The sequence below is a fragment of the Citrobacter sp. MGH110 genome (genome assembly GCF_001037515.1).
Classification (GTDB): domain Bacteria; phylum Pseudomonadota; class Gammaproteobacteria; order Enterobacterales; family Enterobacteriaceae; genus Citrobacter; species Citrobacter portucalensis.
Map to the genome: position 1 here is coordinate 2,720,861 of NZ_KQ089830.1, position 16,780 is coordinate 2,737,640.

16 protein-coding genes are annotated in these 16,780 nt (G+C 50.8%); 11 read left to right on the forward strand and 5 right to left on the reverse strand.

Annotation, left to right across the window (positions count from 1 at the left end):
• Positions 1 to 11: 11 nt before the first annotated feature.
• Entirely contained in the window at positions 12 to 998 is a 987-nt protein-coding gene (locus tag SK38_RS12915; RefSeq protein WP_048236077.1) for a sigma-54 interaction domain-containing protein, read from the reverse strand.
• Between the two features lie 594 nt (positions 999 to 1,592).
• Here SK38_RS12915 and SK38_RS12920 point away from each other — a divergent pair.
• From SK38_RS12920 to SK38_RS12950, 7 genes are read left to right on the forward strand one after another with little or no spacing between them, the layout of a single operon-like run.
• Positions 1,593 to 2,456 carry a FliM/FliN family flagellar motor switch protein gene (locus SK38_RS12920; RefSeq protein ID WP_048236078.1) on the forward strand — a complete coding sequence of 288 codons (864 nt, stop codon included), beginning with the start codon at positions 1,593 to 1,595 and terminating at the stop codon, positions 2,454 to 2,456.
• Positions 2,449 to 2,820 carry a FliM/FliN family flagellar motor switch protein gene (locus SK38_RS12925; RefSeq protein ID WP_043015247.1) on the forward strand — a complete coding sequence of 124 codons (372 nt, stop codon included), beginning with the start codon at positions 2,449 to 2,451 and terminating at the stop codon, positions 2,818 to 2,820. Before SK38_RS12920 ends, SK38_RS12925 begins: the two co-directional genes overlap by 8 nt.
• The gene (gene fliP / locus SK38_RS12930; protein ID WP_048236079.1) at positions 2,817 to 3,575 is read left to right on the forward strand and encodes a flagellar type III secretion system pore protein FliP; all 759 of its coding nucleotides are present in this window, start codon (positions 2,817 to 2,819) and stop codon (positions 3,573 to 3,575) included. The genes SK38_RS12925 and fliP overlap by 4 nt, the downstream gene beginning before the upstream one ends.
• A gap of 12 nt (positions 3,576 to 3,587) precedes the next feature.
• Entirely contained in the window at positions 3,588 to 3,860 is a 273-nt protein-coding gene (locus SK38_RS12935) for a flagellar biosynthetic protein FliQ (RefSeq protein ID WP_003838859.1), read from the forward strand.
• A gap of 1 nt (position 3,861) precedes the next feature.
• On the forward strand, positions 3,862 to 4,644 hold the full coding sequence (gene fliR, locus SK38_RS12940; RefSeq protein WP_043015245.1) for a flagellar biosynthetic protein FliR: 783 nt from the start codon (positions 3,862 to 3,864) through the stop codon (positions 4,642 to 4,644).
• Entirely contained in the window at positions 4,634 to 5,773 is a 1,140-nt protein-coding gene (gene flhB / locus SK38_RS12945) for a flagellar biosynthesis protein FlhB (RefSeq protein WP_048236080.1), read from the forward strand. The genes fliR and flhB overlap by 11 nt, the downstream gene beginning before the upstream one ends.
• On the forward strand, positions 5,757 to 7,850 hold the full coding sequence (locus SK38_RS12950) for a flagellar biosynthesis protein FlhA (protein WP_043015243.1): 2,094 nt from the start codon (positions 5,757 to 5,759) through the stop codon (positions 7,848 to 7,850). The genes flhB and SK38_RS12950 overlap by 17 nt, the downstream gene beginning before the upstream one ends.
• 37 nt (positions 7,851 to 7,887) lie before the next feature.
• Here SK38_RS12950 and SK38_RS12955 read toward each other — a convergent pair whose 3' ends face one another.
• Complete coding sequence (locus tag SK38_RS12955) at positions 7,888 to 8,649, reverse strand: C40 family peptidase (RefSeq protein ID WP_048236081.1); 762 nt, start codon at positions 8,647 to 8,649, stop codon at positions 7,888 to 7,890.
• 349 nt (positions 8,650 to 8,998) lie between these two features.
• Between SK38_RS12955 and dpaA the strand changes: the two genes are divergently transcribed.
• Positions 8,999 to 9,739: a peptidoglycan meso-diaminopimelic acid protein amidase gene (gene dpaA, locus SK38_RS12960; RefSeq protein ID WP_003830823.1), complete on the forward strand. Its 741-nt coding sequence runs from the start codon at positions 8,999 to 9,001 to the stop codon at positions 9,737 to 9,739.
• Here the strand turns inward: dpaA and SK38_RS12965 are convergent.
• On the reverse strand, positions 9,710 to 10,477 hold the full coding sequence (locus SK38_RS12965) for a class II glutamine amidotransferase (protein ID WP_003031388.1): 768 nt from the start codon (positions 10,475 to 10,477) through the stop codon (positions 9,710 to 9,712). The genes dpaA and SK38_RS12965 overlap by 30 nt on opposite strands.
• Before the next feature lie 111 nt (positions 10,478 to 10,588).
• Positions 10,589 to 11,170 (reverse strand): D-sedoheptulose 7-phosphate isomerase, encoded by a 582-nt coding sequence (gene lpcA, locus SK38_RS12970; RefSeq protein WP_003031390.1) that lies wholly within the window; start codon positions 11,168 to 11,170, stop codon positions 10,589 to 10,591.
• A gap of 961 nt (positions 11,171 to 12,131) precedes the next feature.
• Here lpcA and fadE point away from each other — a divergent pair.
• The 3 genes from fadE (at position 12,132) to SK38_RS12985 (ending at position 16,044) form a co-directional block, all read left to right on the forward strand.
• Positions 12,132 to 14,576 (forward strand): acyl-CoA dehydrogenase FadE, encoded by a 2,445-nt coding sequence (fadE, locus tag SK38_RS12975; RefSeq protein ID WP_048236082.1) that lies wholly within the window; start codon positions 12,132 to 12,134, stop codon positions 14,574 to 14,576.
• 110 nt (positions 14,577 to 14,686) lie between these two features.
• Positions 14,687 to 15,454 carry an amidohydrolase gene (locus tag SK38_RS12980; protein ID WP_048236083.1) on the forward strand — a complete coding sequence of 256 codons (768 nt, stop codon included), beginning with the start codon at positions 14,687 to 14,689 and terminating at the stop codon, positions 15,452 to 15,454.
• Between the two features lie 179 nt (positions 15,455 to 15,633).
• Positions 15,634 to 16,044 (forward strand): Spy/CpxP family protein refolding chaperone, encoded by a 411-nt coding sequence (locus tag SK38_RS12985; protein WP_003830819.1) that lies wholly within the window; start codon positions 15,634 to 15,636, stop codon positions 16,042 to 16,044.
• Between the two features lie 15 nt (positions 16,045 to 16,059).
• Here SK38_RS12985 and SK38_RS12990 read toward each other — a convergent pair whose 3' ends face one another.
• The gene (locus SK38_RS12990) at positions 16,060 to 16,779 is read right to left on the reverse strand and encodes an EAL domain-containing protein (RefSeq protein ID WP_048236084.1); all 720 of its coding nucleotides are present in this window, start codon (positions 16,777 to 16,779) and stop codon (positions 16,060 to 16,062) included.
• Position 16,780 lies beyond the last annotated feature (1 nt).

The following is a 16,780-nucleotide window of genomic DNA, read 5'->3' on the forward strand; positions in this document are numbered from 1 at the left end:
CACAGACTGATTCAGGAAAAGATCTCAATTCCCTGTTTTCGCATTGACGCCAGACGATAACGAAGCGCACGTGGGGTAATGCCTAATAAATCAGCAATTTTGGTTTTATTGCCCTGATATTTACGCATCAGGTCAGCGATATATTGATACTGCGCGCTACGGCCATGCTGACCCAGATTATCGCTGGTCGTTATTGGCATACTGGGCTTTGGCTGCCATTGCGGCTCGCTCCAGGAATCAGACTCAATGGATGGCAGACCTAAAGTATCGGGGTAAATGACGCCATCACGATTCAGGATCATTCCCCGTTGTATAGCGTTCTCCAGTTGACGCACGTTACCAGGCCATTCGTAGCTCAGTAATGCCCGGCGCGATGATTCAGAAAGCTTGATATTTTTAACCAGCACCGTGGAGTATTTTTTGATAAAGGACTCCGCCAGCGGAATAATGTCTTCCATGCGCTCGCGAAGCGGCGGCATGGTCAACGGAATAACTGATAACCGATAATAGAGATCTTCTCTGAAGCGTCCAGCAGCCACCTCTTCTTCAAGATTCTTATTGGTACAGGCAATTAAACGGAAGTTCAGTTTGATTAAACGGTTACTACCTAAGCGCTCAACCTGTTGCTCCTGCAATACACGCAATATTTTAGCCTGTAGCGCTAAAGGCATATCGCCAATCTCATCCAACAGTAATGTGCCGTTATTGGCTAATTCCATTTTCCCCGGCACGGTAGCCACTGCCCCGGTGAATGCACCTTTATCATATCCAAACAACGTGGCTTCGAGCATATTTTCAGGGATAGCGGCACAGTTCACCCCGATATAAGGTGCCTGAGGCTCCTGCGCAAACGCAATTGAATGGATAAATTTGGCGACACATTCTTTACCAGTACCGGTTTCACCATGGATAAGGACTGGAACATTAAACACAGCAATACGCCTTGCCATTGAAAACACATTGATACTGGAGGCTGCTTCGGCAATAAGTTCAAACATGATTATTTTACACTTAGAAGTAAAGTTAACATCCGTTACGAGAAATATACAAATCATTCCAAAGCACAATCATCGAATAATATATATCGCCCGTGCCATGTCTTAATCCCATCCTTGCTCATGTTTTACCGCCCCTTCAAAGGGCAGCCCTATCGAAGACTATTTTCAAATAGGGTTTTTCCTAAAAAAATACTAACACCGAAGCCATTAACAATCTTAAATTAAAAGATAATAAAAATATTATTCATTTAAAAACAATAACTTATATTAATTTTAGCACAAAAACCAGCCACACAGATATGCCTTAAGGAGGTAAGATGATTAGCGGTGAGCATCACGTATACGTAATTAATTATTTTTTAATTATAGCCTAACATCATTAATAACTTGCAGAGGAGAGAGGTAAAATATCTAATATCCAGCCCTACATCAGAGACGAGAGTAGGTACTGCATTTCATATCTAATGGATTTCAACAATATGAGAATAGCGTCAAGGATGAACCATAAATTAAATGGATTTGTTTTTTCTTTGATAACCGCGGGATTTGATATCAACTCATCCGCCCCAGAAATTACAGCTGAGAAAGCGTACCATGCTGAAATATAGTCAAACGCCCGGAATCTTTAAACTTGAAGGAAACCGGCTTGGGCGTCCTTATCATCGTCTGCCGACTATGTTTACGGGGAATTTTGATACAATTGAATCACATCTCGGAAACTATTTCCTGAAAAAACATCGCACAAATATAACACTCAGAAAAATACAATGCGAGATGGATGTTATCAATAAAAGTGCCGAGTTATTAGTCTCGCAGGTTGGGCATTTGGCTTTTGATATCGATCGCGCGCTATTGTTAATGTTGCTGGGCAACTTTTATGGTCTGACGTCATCGCTTGCAGACGAAAAGTCAGAAGATGATTTACCGACCAAAACAGAAACCCGACTGCGAAGCAGGTTGGCGCTGGATATTAGCAATATTATTTTTAATAAAAATATATCGGGTATTCCGCTGACGCTAAAACCAGACAGCAGTACCGTACAAACACATTGGGCGTATCAGCTTACATTCGTTTTAGGTGATGATGAAAATTGCAGTTTCCGCATCTTACTGGACGATTCCCATACTGATTACATTCTGAATTTAATCCGCCGCAGCGAACACGGCGAGAAGAAAAAGCAGGTTGATAAAGCCAGCATTGAGACGCGTAAAAAAACGCTGATCAAAGAAATTATTCATACGCTGCCACTGACCATGAACGTCAAAATTGCAGAAATCCCCCTTAATGTCGCCGACCTAACGACAATTAAGCCAGGGGATATTTTACCTATCGCCATGCCTGATACTTTCCCTGTTTATATCGGGAAATCCGAATTATTTAATGCCCTGATCGTAGAGGACAAAGACAAACTGTTTTTGTCCGAATTAACGAGCAAGACGGAGAAATCCTATGAGTAAGCCAGAAGATATTTTAGAGCAAGGTTTCGAGTTAGCGCCCGAAACAACCACGCCGGCCGCACCGTCGGTAACAGAGACGCTGGTAGCGCGTTTAGAAGACCGTTTTTCCGAGTCGATGTCATTGCTGAAACGTATTCCGGTCACGCTAACGCTGGAAGTGTCATCCGTGGAAGTGATGCTGTCCGATCTACTGAACATTGATGACGACACCGTCATTGAGATGGACAAACTCGCCGGTGAACCGCTGGATATTAAGGTCAATAACATCCTGCTAGGCAAGGCTGAAGTGGTGGTGGTCAATGAAAAATATGGCCTGCGCGTACTTGAATTCAACACGCATGAAATCAACGACCTGGCACCATGAAACGCGCACCAACACTCACGCTCATACTGGGTATCTCGTTACTCATCCTTTCTCCCTTTGCCTGCGCGCAAGGGGGAGATATCCCGTTGCTGAATGTGATTTCGCACGGTAATAGTCAGGAATACAGCGTAAAAATCCAGGTCCTGATCCTGATGACCCTGGTGGGCATTCTGCCAACGCTGGTGTTGATGATGACCTGCTTTACGCGTTTTATTATTGTGCTTTCCCTGCTGCGCCAGGCGTTGGGGCTGCAACAAACGCCGCCTAACCGCATACTGATAGGCATTGCACTGTCGTTAACCATGCTGGTGATGCGTCCAGTCTGGATCAACATTTACGACTACGCGGTTGTACCTTTTGAAAACGATCAGATCACGCTCCCCGACGCCCTGAGCACCGCAGCCTCGCCATTGAAACGCTTTATGCTGGCGCAGACCAACAAAAAAGCGATTGCGCAGATAATGACTATCGCCAACGCGAAAGGGAATGCAGCCGATCAGGATCTCTCCATTATCGTACCGGCGTACGTGCTGAGCGAACTGAAAACCGCCTTCCAGATAGGCTTCATGATTTACATCCCGTTCCTGGTGATCGACCTGATCGTCGCCAGCGTGCTAATGGCGATGGGGATGATGATGCTGTCGCCGCTGATCGTTTCGCTGCCCTTTAAGCTGATGCTGTTTGTACTTATTGACGGTTGGGCGCTAACCGTCGGTACGCTGACCTCCAGCATTCGCGGTCTGGGACTGGGATAACGGAGATCGGATATGTTAACCATTGATGTAGCCGCAGATATCGTCGCCAGCGGCATAAAAGTCGTGATCATTTTAGTCTGCGTGTTGGTCGTTCCCAGCCTGCTGGTAGGGATGCTGGTCAGCATTTTTCAGGCCGTGACGCAAATTAACGAACAAACGCTCAGCTTTTTGCCCAGACTTATTGTCACTCTCGCCGTATTGGGAATTTGCGGAAAATGGATGATCGTCCAGCTGAGCGATCTCTGCGTGCATCTGTTCACTCAGGCCGCCATTCTGGTGCACTGACATGCGCGAAACAGACGTTACACAGTTAAGTAACCTGATACTGGGCATGTGGTTTCCATTCGTGCGCATTATGGCGTTTATTCACTACGCGCCGGTGCTGGACAACGCGGCGCTCACGGTGCGGATACGCATTATTTTGTCTCTGGCGCTGGCCTTTATCATTACGCCGCTTATCCCCCATCCGGTTCCTGACAGCCTGCTGTCGATCAACAGCATTATTTTGACCGCAGAGCAGTTTTTGTGGGGTATGCTTTTTGGCCTGATGCTGCAGTTTTTATTTTTGGCGCTGCAGCTGGCGGGCCAGATCCTCTCATTCAATATGGGGATGAGCATGGCGGTGATGAACGACCCCAGCAGCGGCGCGTCAACGACGGTACTGGCGGAGATGATCAACATCTACGCGGTGATACTGTTCTTTGCGATGGATGGACACTTGTTGCTGGTAAGCATTTTATTCAAAGGCTTTACCTACTGGCCGATTGGCAATGCGCTGCATCCACAATCTCTGCGCACCATTTCCCTGGCGCTGGGCTGGGTGTTTGCCGCGGCCACGCTGCTGGCGCTGCCGACAACCTTTATCATGCTGATTGTCCAGGGCTGCTTTGGTTTGCTTAACCGCATTGCACCTCCGCTCAACCTGTACTCGTTAGGTTTTCCGATCAACATGCTGGCAGGTCTTATCTGCTTTGCGACTCTGCTTTACAACCTGCCCGACCACTATCTGCACCTGGCGAATTTCGTCTTGCAGCAGCTTGACGCGCTCAAGGGGCACTATGGCGGATAGCAGCAGCGAAGAAAAAACAGAAAAACCCTCGGCGCAAAAACTTCGCAAAGCCAGGCAAGAGGGGCAAATTCCGCGCTCAAAAGATATGGGGCTTGCCGCCAGTCTGTTTGCCGCGTTTATGGTGATTTCCAGCAGCTTCCCCTGGTATGAGGATTTTGTCCGCGAAAGCTTCATTAGCGTGCATCAGTATGCGCAGAACATTAATGACCCGGACATTATCGGCCAGTTCCTCGAGCACCATCTGCTGATTTTAGCCAAGTTCATCCTGACGCTGTTACCCATGCCGGTCGCCGCGCTGTTTGCCTCGCTGATTCCCGGAGGCTGGTTATTCCTGCCAAAGAAAATTTTGCCGGACTTTAGCAAATTAAGCCCGCTCAAAGGAATTGGCCGTCTGTTTTCCACCGACCATCTGGTGGACACCGGCAAGATGACGCTCAAAGCGATTGTGCTGCTGGTGATGCTGTGGATTAGCGTGCGCAATAATGTTGCCGCCTTCCTGGGGCTGCAGGAGCTGTATTTCAAGCAGGCCGTCAGCGATGGCCTGGCGCTGTACAGCAGCATCATGCGCAACTTTGTCATCCTGTTTGTCTTTTTCGCGGTGATCGATGTTCCTCTGGCGAAGAAAATGTTCACCAAAGGGTTAAAGATGACCAAACAGGAAGTGAAAGAAGAGTATAAAAATCAGGAAGGTAAACCAGAAGTACGGGCCAGGATCCGTCGTCTGCAACGGCAAATGGCGATGGGGCAAATCCGCAAGGTCGTGCCGAAAGCCGATGTGGTGATCACCAACCCAACCCACTATGCCGTGGCGCTGCAGTATGACCAGTCGCGCTCCGCCGCGCCTTTTGTTGTCGCCAAAGGCACCGATGAAATTGCGCTGTATATCCGTCAGGTAGCGGCAGAAAGCAACATTGAGATTGTTGAATTTCCTAAGCTGGCGCGCTCGGTTTATTACACCACCCAGGTCAATCAACAGATCCCATTTCAACTTTATCGGGCGATTGCACACGTCCTGACCTATGTACTGCAAATGAAACACTGGCGTGACGGTTCACAGGCACGCCCTTCGCTGAACAGACATATTTCCATTCCAAAAGAGGTTCTTAAACTGGATGCCGAAAATAACTAAACAATTACTCGCGCTGCTGCGCAACGGTAACATCGGCATTCCGCTGGTAATACTGTGTATTCTGGCGATGGTGATCCTGCCGTTACCGCCGGCCCTGCTGGATATTCTGTTCACCTTTAACATCGTGCTGGCGGTGATGGTGCTGTTGGTGGCCGTTTCCGCGAAACGCCCGCTCGAATTCAGCCTGTTCCCGACCATTTTGCTGATCACCACCCTAATGCGCTTGACGCTGAACGTGGCGTCAACGCGCGTGGTGTTACTGCACGGTCATATGGGCGCAGGCGCTGCCGGTAAAGTGATCGAATCCTTCGGTCAGGTGGTGATCGGCGGTAACTTTGTCGTCGGTTTTGTGGTGTTCATCATCCTGATGATCATCAACTTTATCGTGGTGACCAAGGGCGCCGAGCGTATCTCCGAAGTTTCGGCCCGCTTTACCCTCGACGCCATGCCCGGCAAGCAGATGGCGATCGACGCCGATCTGAACGCGGGGCTGATTAATCAGGCCCAGGCGCAGGCGCGACGTAAAGACGTGGCGGGCGAAGCGGATTTCTATGGCGCAATGGACGGTGCGTCGAAGTTCGTGCGCGGTGATGCCATCGCCGGGATGATGATCCTGGCCATTAACCTGATCGGCGGCGTCTGTATCGGTATTTTCAAATACGATTTAAGCGCCGAAGCCGCATTCCAGCAATACGTACTGATGACCATCGGTGACGGTCTGGTCGCCCAGATCCCGTCTCTGCTGCTGTCAACGGCGGCGGCGATTATCGTTACTCGCGTGAGCGACAGCGGTGATATTGCCACTGACGTGCGAAGCCAGCTGCTGGCCAGCCCCTCCGTGCTCTATACCGCCACCAGCATTATGTTTGTACTGGCGGTGGTGCCGGGAATGCCGCATTTCCCATTCCTGGTGTTCAGCGCCCTGCTGGGGTTCACCGCCTGGCGTATGAGCAAGCGCCCGAAGGTGGCTGAGACCGAAGAGAAAAATCTTGAGACGCTGACCAAAACTATCGTTGAAACCACTGAGCAACAGGTCAGTTGGGAAACGATTCCCTTGATTGAGCCAATCAGCCTGAGCCTGGGCTACAAGCTGGTGTCGCTGGTGGACAAATCCAAAGGGAATCCGCTCACCCAACGTATTCGCGGTGTGCGGCAGGTTATCTCAGACACGAACGGCGTGTTGCTACCGGAAATTCGCATTCGCGAAAACTTCCGTCTAAAACCGACCCAGTACGCCATTTTTATCAACGGGATCAAGGCTGATGAGGCCGATATTCCCTCAGATAAGCTGATGGCGCTGCCTTCCAGTGAAACCTACGGCGAGATCGATGGTGTTTTAGGCCACGATCCGGCCTACGGTATGCCGGTCACGTGGATTGTCCCGGCGCAAAAAGCCAAAGCGCTAAATATGGGATATCAGGTCATTGATAGCGCCAGCGTCATTGCAACGCACGTGAATAAGATCATTCGCAACTATATTCCCGACCTGTTTAACTACGACGATATTACGCAACTGCATAACCGCCTCTCTTCGATGGCACCCCGTCTGGCGGAAGATCTGAGCGCGGCGCTGAATTACAGCCAGCTCCTGAAGGTCTACCGGGCGCTGCTGGTCGAAGGTGTGCCGCTGCGCGATATCGTCACTATTGCTACCGTACTGGTCGCCAGTAGCGCCGTCACCAAAGATCATATTTTGTTAACGGCAGATGTGCGTCTGGCGCTTCGTCGCAGCATTACCCATCCGTTTGTACGCAAAGATGAGCTGGCGGTGTACACCCTGAATAATGAGCTGGAAAATCTGCTGGCAAATGTGGTGAATCAGGCTCAGCAAAGCGGCAAAGTGGTGCTCGATAGCGTACCGGTCGATCCGAATATGCTCAATCAATTCCAGACCAATATGCCGCAGATTAAAGAACAGATGAAAGCGGCGGGTAAAGAGCCGGTCCTGCTGGTCGCACCGCAGCTACGTCCTCTGCTCGCGCGCTATGCGCGCCTGTTCGCTCCGGGTTTGCAGGTATTGTCTTATAACGAAGTTCCGGACGAGCTGGAATTAAAGATCATGGGGGCGTTGAGTTAACGCCTGGCGAGGCGGTGTCATTACACCGCCTTTTTGATTACAGAATAGTATTTTCCGTAAGAATACGACGGGCGCCAAGATAATGATCCCGCCAGAAGTCATCGGATAAATTGCTCACCCGAATGGTTTCTCCCGTCCGCGGTGATTCAATAAATTGCCCCTGCCCCAAATAGACGCCCATATGATCGGCAATATCCCGGCTGTGAATATGAAAGAAGACTAAATCACCACGGCGAAGATCGCGGTTAGAGACGATGGTTGCCCGCCGATAGTGATACATTTCATTCGCCGTACGCGGCAATTTTGCCGCCAGAATTTTGTTGTAGGCATAAAAAATCAGCCCGCTACAATCAAACCCTTCATCCGGATCGGTACCTCCCCACAAATAGGGTTTACCTAGCTGTTGCTCAAGTCGGTGGATGGCCACTTCAGTGATATTGTGCAGATGATCGCTACTGAGAAAATGATCATTCTCAGCCAGTTCCTGCCAGCGATGGTCGCTGGCTTTTAGTGGGCCAGGGAACCACTCCGGGTGCTGTTTAATCAGCGCCCGGTTCTGCTGGCGCAGCGCGCGTTTACTTTCTGCGTTGCCTTCCACCACGTAGCTTGCCTGTTTTTTTTCCTGTGCGTGATACTGCTTCAGCAGCCGGGCGCGGTTACGCATCCGCAATTGCGCCGCATAGCTTAAATGGGCGTCAGATAAGTGGGTCTGAACTTTGGCGACAGACGGTAAAGACAGCACAACACACAAAGACAGCAGGCCCGGTAAGAAGCAACGGGGTGCAGAGACAAAAAACATGAAAAGAAGAATACCTGGTCAAACACGTTCGCCGCAGTTTACCGCTATTGCTCATCGTTCCTGTTTAATATTCGATTATTAAATAATTAATTTTTTAAATTCAATATATTAGACATTCTTCACTAATAAGAAAAAATGCAGTGTGCTAACCAGCAAAATACGCCAGTGTCTGACTGCCTTTAAGCGCAATTTTCCGTATAAAGAAAAACTAAAGTGTAAACGCCGCACGAGAGACTTGCGAAAAACTCTCTTGGTGCTAATGTGAGCGCTCCAGATCCAGATTTATCCGATTTGGGGATTCTTTTTGCCGTCCTGGCGTGTGTGATCGTTTTATCAAGGAATAAGCAGTATGCGTAAAATCGCATTTTTTCTTGCGATGCTTTTATTGCCGTGCGTTTCATTTGCCGGTTTGCTGAGCAGCAGCAGCCCGACTACGCCTGTCAGCAAAGAATATAAGCAGCAATTAATGGGCTCCCCCGTTTATATCCAGATCTTCAAAGAAGAGCGAACCTTGGATCTGTACGTCAAGATGGGCGAACAGTATCAATTGCTCGACAGTTATAAGATCTGTAATTATTCCGGTGGCTTAGGTCCGAAGCAGCGTCAGGGTGATTTCAAAAGTCCGGAAGGATTTTACAGCGTACAGCGTGGACAGCTGAAACCGGATAGCCGCTTCTATAAAGCGATTAACATTGGTTTCCCTAACGCCTACGACCGCGCACACGGTTATGAAGGTAAGTACCTGATGATCCACGGTGCCTGTGTTTCCGTCGGCTGCTACGCAATGACCGACAACGGCATTGATGAGATTTTCCAGTTTGTGACCGGTGCTCTGGTGTTCGGGCAGTCCAGCGTACAGGTTAGCATTTACCCGTTCCGCATGACCGATGCCAACATGCAACGCCATAAGTTCTCGTATTACAAAGATTTCTGGGCCCAGTTAAAGCCGGGATACGATTACTTTGAACAAACACGTAAACCACCGACCGTTTCCGTCGTCGATGGTCGTTACGTCGTCAGCAAGCCGTTGAGTCACGAAGTGGTTCAGCCGCAACTGGCATCAAACTACACGCTCCCCGAGACAAAATAATGCCCACTCGCCTGGCATAATCTTTTGCCAGGTTTCATTGCCGGTTAACGGTTGAGTGGCAATCACGGTGACCACATCATTGGGTGTGGTCTCTGAGCTAAAATCGATTTCCACATCCTGATCCAGCAATGTTGCCACGCCAAACGGCGCACGACGCGTGATCCAAAACAGGTTGGTCGAACAGAAGGCCATCACATAGCGTCCGTCAGACAACAGCATGTTGAAGACGCCCTTCTCCCGCAGCTCTCCTGCCAGCATTGCGATATATTTGAACACTGCCGTCATATTGCCAGGCGTGCGCGGATAACGCTCCGTCAGCTTGTGGAGCAGCCAGCAGAAAGCTTTTTCGCTGTCGGTTTCCCCGACCGGGCGGAAATTTCCGGTTTCCAGCGATTTATAGCCACTGAGCTGTCCATTATGAGCATAGGTCCAGTTGCGTCCCCACAGTTCGCGGGTAAAGGGATGGGTATTTTCCAACGCCACTTCGCCACGGTTCGCCTGACGAATATGGGCAATCACGGAACAGGATTTGATGGGGTAGTCTTGTACCAGTTTGGCGATAGGCGAATTAAAGCTGGGTTGCGGATCTTTAAACGTACGGCAGCCCTTACCTTCATAAAACGTAATACCCCAGCCGTCTTTGTGCGGCCCGGTCCCTCCGCCGCGCTGAACCAGCCCGGTGAAGCTAAAGCAGATATCGGTTGGCACATTGGCGCTCATCCCGAGCAGTTCGCACATACATCACCTACCTTAAAACCTTGAACTGCCTGATGGCGCTGCGCTTAACAGGCCTACGTGGCGCTCATGTAGGCCGGATAAGGCTTCAGCCACCATCCGGCAATCGTCTTCTTATGGTTTAACCATCTCTTTTTCGATCAGTTGGATCAGGATATGGATCACTTTGATATGAATTTCCTGAATACGGTCAGCGTAGCCAAAGTGCGGCACACGAATTTCGATATCCGCGCTGCCCGCCATTTTTCCGCCATCTTTACCGGTCAGGGTGATCACTTTCATCCCTTTCTCACGCGCTGCGGCAATCGCTTTAATTACGTTACCGGAATTACCCGAAGTCGAGATACCTAACAGGACATCACCTTCACGACCCACGGCTTCTACGTAGCGAGAGAACACATAATCGTAACCAAAATCGTTGCTGACGCAGGAGATATGGCTAACGTCAGAGATAGCGATAGCAGGGTAACCAGGACGGTTTTCACGATAGCGTCCGGTCAGCTCTTCGGCAAAGTGCATCGCGTCGCAATGGGAACCGCCGTTACCGCAAGAAAGCACCTTACCGCCCGCTTTAAAGCTGTCTGCCAACAGGACCGCCGCACGCTGAATGGCGTGAATATTGGCGTCATCTTTAAGAAAATTAGCCAGCGTTTCCGCCGCTTCGCTCAGTTCGTTACGAATAAGATCCTGGTACATGAGGATATCCTTCAGCATGAATGTAAATGACAAGATGCAGTGTACCGGATAGCGCTACCAGCGAGAAGTACAAGCCACAGGAATGGTCATAATGACTGCAAGTGAATCATGCAAGGAGAATATTTTATCTTTGAACAGGGTTACGTTCACCTTATGTTCATCGCTACTCTGATATCGCTATTTACGTGAACGTGCAAGGGTGGCTCACCGCCACCACCCTTGCAACCCGGGCTCCCGGCGGGAAAATCGTCGCTATGCGATTCATTCGTCTTATTCCGTCTGCCTTTCGGGTCGGGGCCGAGCCTGCATCCCTGCAGGCCATCCCCTCCGTCCGCATCCCTGCGGACGACCCCGGTCAGCCGTCAACGCCTCATCAATTTTCAGCCGGACCGAGGGTATCGCTTCAACTCTCTTAATTTCAGGTGTTTCTGTTTCGCTGTTTGAAAAAACGGCGGCGATGATCAGGTGTGGGCTGGTCCGGCTGAAAATTGCCGACGTGTTTCCGTAAGGCCGGGAGAGCCAGCATGGATGCTGGCTCAGGGCGCGTTTTGCAGGGACGCTACCTCGCGCCCGGCCCGGTAGCCTGAAGGAATAAGCGGAGGGTATTGCGCAGCAACAATTTTCCCGCCAGGAGCCGGGATTGTTAAGGGTGCAGCGATAGCACCCTTAACACGTTCACAAATATTGGTGCTGCAGAGTGGCGATAAACGCAAAGTGAACGGAACAATTTCTCAGAATTAACACGTTCATTACCTTAACAACGCATGTTGATATTTCCTACTACAGAAAATTAGCCAGACAGGAATGGCTACGGCTTTTGATTTTTTGTGCCGGTTAAAACAGCAACAATGTGAGCTTTGTTGTAATTATTTTGTAAACACATTGCTAAAAGAATTTACATCCACTACAACCATATCATCACAAGTGGTCAGACCTCCTACAAGCAAGGGAGCTTTTCGTTATGATGATTTTGAGTATTATCGCTACGGTTGTTTTGCTCAGCGTTCTGTTTTATCACCGCGTGAGCTTATTCCTCAGCAGTTTAATTTTGCTCGCCTGGACGGCTGCGCTTGGCGTGGCTGGCCTGTGGTCAGTCTGGCTGCTGGTTCCTCTGGCCATTATCCTCGTGCCGTTTAACTTTACGCCGATGCGCAAATCCATGATCTCTGCGCCGGTGTTCCGCGGCTTCCGTAAAGTCATGCCACCGATGTCGCGTACTGAGAAAGAAGCGATTGATGCGGGTACAACCTGGTGGGAAGGTGACCTGTTCCAGGGCAAGCCTGACTGGAAAAAACTGCATAACTATCCTCAACCGCATCTGACCGCTGAAGAACAAGCGTTTATTGATGGTCCAGTGGAAGAAGCGTGCCGCATGGCGAACGACTTCCAGATCACTCACGAACTCGCGGATCTGCCGCCGGAACTGTGGGCATATCTGAAAGAACACCGCTTCTTCGCGATGATCATTAAGAAAGAGTACGGCGGGCTGGAATTCTCAGCATATGCTCAGGCTCGCGTTCTGCAGAAACTCTCCGGCGTTTCCGGGATCCTGGCGATCACCGTTGGCGTACCTAACTCATTAGGCCCAGGCGAGCTGCTGCAACATTACGGCACCGAAGAGCAGAAAAATCATTACCTGCCGCGTCTGGCTCGCGGTCAGGAGATCCCATGCTTTGCTCTGACCAGCCCGGAAGCAGGCTCCGACGCAGGGGCGATCCCTGATACCGGTGTGGTTTGTATGGGCGACTGGCAGGGCCAGCAGGTGCTGGGTATGCGCCTGACCTGGAACAAACGTTATATTACGCTGGCGCCTATCGCCACGGTACTGGGTCTGGCATTTAAACTCTCTGATCCGGAAAAATTGCTGGGTGGTGAAGAAGATCTCGGTATTACCTGTGCGCTGATCCCAACCTCAACGCCGGGTGTACAAATTGGGCTTCGTCACTTCCCGCTGAACGTGCCGTTCCAGAACGGTCCGACCCTCGGTAAAGATGTGTTTGTACCGATTGATTACATCATCGGTGGTCCGAAAATGGCCGGTCAGGGCTGGCGCATGCTGGTGGAATGTCTGTCTGTGGGACGTGGCATTACCCTGCCGTCTAACTCGACGGGCGGCGTGAAATCGGTCGCAATGGCCACCGGCGCGTATGCGCACATTCGTCGCCAGTTCAAAATCTCCATCGGCAAGATGGAAGGTATTGAAGAGCCGTTGGCACGTATTGCCGGTAACGCCTACGTGATGGACGCTGCGGCATCACTGATTACCTACGGCATTATGCTGGGTGAAAAACCGGCGGTGCTGTCGGCTATCGTGAAATATCACTGTACCCACCGCGGGCAGCAGTCAATCATCGATGCGATGGATATCACTGGCGGTAAAGGCATTATGCTTGGCGAAAGCAACTTCCTCGCCCGCGCTTATCAAGGTGCGCCAATCGCCATTACCGTTGAAGGTGCCAACATTCTGACCCGTAGCATGATGATCTTCGGTCAGGGTGCTATTCGCTGCCATCCGTATGTTCTGGAAGAGATGGCTGCGGCACAGAGTAACGATGTGAATGCGTTCGACAAGCTGCTGTTCAAACACATCGGTCACGTTGGCAGTAACAAAGTGCGCAGCTTCTGGCTTGGTCTGACGCGTGGCTTAACCAGCAGCACGCCAACCGGTGATGCGACCAAACGTTACTATCAGCACCTGAACCGCTTGAGCGCCAACCTGGCCCTGCTTTCAGATGTGTCCATGGCCGTACTGGGCGGTAGCCTGAAGCGCCGCGAACGTATCTCCGCGCGTCTGGGCGATGTGTTAAGCCAGCTGTATCTGGCCTCTGCGGTACTGAAACGTTATGACGATGAAGGCCGTAATGAAGCGGACCTGCCGTTGGTTCACTGGGGCGTTCAGGATGCGCTGTACAAAGCGGAACAGGCGATGGACGATCTGCTGAAAAACTTCCCGAACCGTCTGGTCGCGGGCTTGCTGAACGTGGTTATCTTCCCGACCGGTCGCCACTACGACGCACCTTCTGACAAGCTGGACCATAAAGTCGCGAAGATTTTGCAGGTTCCGAGTGCTACTCGTTCTCGTATTGGTCGCGGTCAATATCTGACGCCAAGCGAGCATAACCCGGTTGGTTTGCTGGAAGAGGCTCTGCTGGATGTCATTGCAGCCGACCCTATCCACCAGCGGATCTGTAAAGAGTTGGGTAAAAACCTGCCATTTACCCGCCTCGACGAACTGGCGCACAATGCGCTGGCGAAAGGGCTGATTGATAAAGATGAAGCCGCGATTCTGGTGAAAGCCGAAGCGAGCCGCCTGCGCAGTATCAACGTGGATGACTTTGAACCCGAGGAGCTGGCGACTCAGCCGGTAAAGCTGCCAGAGAAAGTGCGTAAAGTCGAAGCCGCATAACGATATACGCACAACGTTTAGCCCCGCTTAATGCGGGGCTTTTTATTGCCACATTTTCATTAATGCTCATGCTACAGTGTCAAAATGTTGTTCAACGAGGAGCCTCGATCGTGCCTGGTTTGAAAATTACTCTGCTGCAACAACCCTTGATCTGGATGGATGGCCCGGCCAACCTGCGCCATTTTGACCGACAACTGGAAACCGTCGCCGGACGTGATGTCATCGTGTTGCCCGAGATGTTTACCAGCGGATTTGCCATGGAAGCGGCAAATAAATCGTTGCCGCAAGAAGAAGTCGTAAGCTGGATGCGCGCCAAGGCGCAACAGACCAACGCCCTGATCGCGGGCAGCGCTGCTATCCAGTCTGAACGCGGCCCGGTAAACCGCTTTTTTCTGGTTGAGCCCGAAGGTAATGTGCATTTCTACGACAAGCGCCATCTGTTCCGCATGGCGGACGAGCATCAGCATTACCATGCAGGTGACGCGCGCGTTATTGTTGAATGGCGCGGCTGGCGCATTCTGCCGTTGGTCTGTTATGACCTGCGTTTTCCGGTATGGTCGCGTAATCGCAACGATTACGACCTGGCGTTGTATGTTGCCAATTGGCCTGCGCCGCGTTCGCTGCACTGGCAGCTTCTGCTTGCCGCACGGGCGATTGAGAACCAGGCTTATGTAGCAGGATGTAACCGCGTGGGCACAGACGGTAACGGGCATCATTATCGCGGTGACAGCCGGGTGATTAATCCGCAGGGTGAGATTATTGCCACCGCCGAGCCGCATCAGGCCACACGCATTGACGCCGAGCTGTCACTCTCAGCGCTGCGCGAGTATCGCGAGAAGTTTCCCGCCTGGCAGGACGCCGACCCGTTCACGCTATAACTATCGCCTTCACTCCCGCTGCACTACGTTTCTTGTGGCGGGATTGTTTCACTCCGTAACCAACCGCAAAACAAATTCGCGTGGCGACATGCGGTGAGCATCGTATTCTGCAAAGGATAATCACTCGTAACCAGCGAGTGGCAGACAATGTCGATAATTTCCTTATCAGGATTTCAATAATGAAGAACTTCTTACGCATGACTTTGCTGGCGGCTACCTTAGCGGGCGCTTCTTTTAGTACGCTTGCAGCAAACGTATCCAATGTTCCTGCTCCAGCTCAGGACCCGGTCGTTCAGCATCTTAAGCTGACCAACGACCAGGTGGCGCAGATTAAAAAACTGCACCAGCAGCTTGAAACCAACGTAAGCCAGATTTCGGTGAAAGATGTTAAAGACGGCGCGTTGATTGACGTCATCAAGTCCGGGAAATGGGATGAAGCTGCCGTTCAGAAACAGCTTTCTGCGTTCAGCAACATCGAACAGCAGGCGCGTTATTATCGCGTAAAATACTATTTTGACCTGAACAAAGTGCTGACCCCAGAACAGCGCCAGCAGGTGCAAAAAGATATCGCACAGACGCTGAGCGAGTAATTGTCAGAGCCTGAGTCAGCAATGATTCAGGCTTTTCGGTAAAATTTCCTGCTCAAACAGAAAGCCCTGTACAGCATCTGCGCCGCTCATACGGCAAATGGCATAATCCTGTGGCGTTTCTACTCCCTCAATGACAACCCGCTCACCCAGCCCACGAAATTGATTGACCAGAACCCTCAACTGCCACTCCGATGTTCTGAACTGATGAAACATTCCACTTTCAATTTTGATGGCATCGAAACGGATGCCCGACAGCCGCCAGACAAAAAATAGCTCAGGCGAAACATCATCCAGCCACACGCGAAACCCGTGACGCACCAGCGTTTTTACGGCAATGCATACGGCCTGCTGCTCTGCCTTATCCAGGCGCATCATGGAGCCCGGATCCTGAATTTCAATAACAATCCTCCCCTGATGCACCTGCTTTGTGAGACGTGTGATCCATGACAGACTGGTCAGCATCCTGACGGATAAATTCAGCGAATAGCTTCCAGAGAGGGCCAGCACCCGCTGCATTTGCCATAGAAAAAGCTGCTGTTTTGCCGTGATGGAAAGGTGCTTGAAAAACAAATCCAGTGGGAGCGGTGTGCGTACCTGACTTAACACCTCACAGACATCCAGCGATGCGTCATCAAAAAAATGAATGCGCTGCAAACGGATCCCGGTGATCCGCAGCAGCTCGGCGTTGCGGGGAAGTTCTGGCACATAACGGGCCTGTTCGCTGAAACTGTTCATA

Excerpts from the sequence above, each read along its gene's own strand:
- SK38_RS12920 (WP_048236078.1), top strand. The coding sequence starts at position 1,593 with ATGCTGAAATATAGTCAAACGCCCGGAATCTTTAAACTTGAAGGAAAC.
- SK38_RS12985 (WP_003830819.1), top strand. The coding sequence starts at position 15,634 with ATGAAGAACTTCTTACGCATGACTTTGCTGGCGGCTACCTTAGCGGGC.
- SK38_RS12950 (WP_043015243.1), top strand. The coding sequence starts at position 5,757 with ATGCCGAAAATAACTAAACAATTACTCGCGCTGCTGCGCAACGGTAAC.
- fliR (WP_043015245.1), top strand. The coding sequence starts at position 3,862 with ATGCGCGAAACAGACGTTACACAGTTAAGTAACCTGATACTGGGCATG.
- SK38_RS12965 (WP_003031388.1), bottom strand. The coding sequence starts at position 10,477 with ATGTGCGAACTGCTCGGGATGAGCGCCAATGTGCCAACCGATATCTGC.
- SK38_RS12935 (WP_003838859.1), top strand. The coding sequence starts at position 3,588 with ATGTTAACCATTGATGTAGCCGCAGATATCGTCGCCAGCGGCATAAAA.
- dpaA (WP_003830823.1), top strand. The coding sequence starts at position 8,999 with ATGCGTAAAATCGCATTTTTTCTTGCGATGCTTTTATTGCCGTGCGTT.
- SK38_RS12925 (WP_043015247.1), top strand. The coding sequence starts at position 2,449 with ATGAGTAAGCCAGAAGATATTTTAGAGCAAGGTTTCGAGTTAGCGCCC.
- flhB (WP_048236080.1), top strand. The coding sequence starts at position 4,634 with ATGGCGGATAGCAGCAGCGAAGAAAAAACAGAAAAACCCTCGGCGCAA.
- SK38_RS12955 (WP_048236081.1), bottom strand. The coding sequence starts at position 8,649 with ATGTTTTTTGTCTCTGCACCCCGTTGCTTCTTACCGGGCCTGCTGTCT.
- SK38_RS12990 (WP_048236084.1), bottom strand. The coding sequence starts at position 16,779 with ATGAACAGTTTCAGCGAACAGGCCCGTTATGTGCCAGAACTTCCCCGC.
- fliP (WP_048236079.1), top strand. The coding sequence starts at position 2,817 with ATGAAACGCGCACCAACACTCACGCTCATACTGGGTATCTCGTTACTC.
- SK38_RS12915 (WP_048236077.1), bottom strand. The coding sequence starts at position 998 with ATGTTTGAACTTATTGCCGAAGCAGCCTCCAGTATCAATGTGTTTTCA.
- lpcA (WP_003031390.1), bottom strand. The coding sequence starts at position 11,170 with ATGTACCAGGATCTTATTCGTAACGAACTGAGCGAAGCGGCGGAAACG.
- fadE (WP_048236082.1), top strand. The coding sequence starts at position 12,132 with ATGATGATTTTGAGTATTATCGCTACGGTTGTTTTGCTCAGCGTTCTG.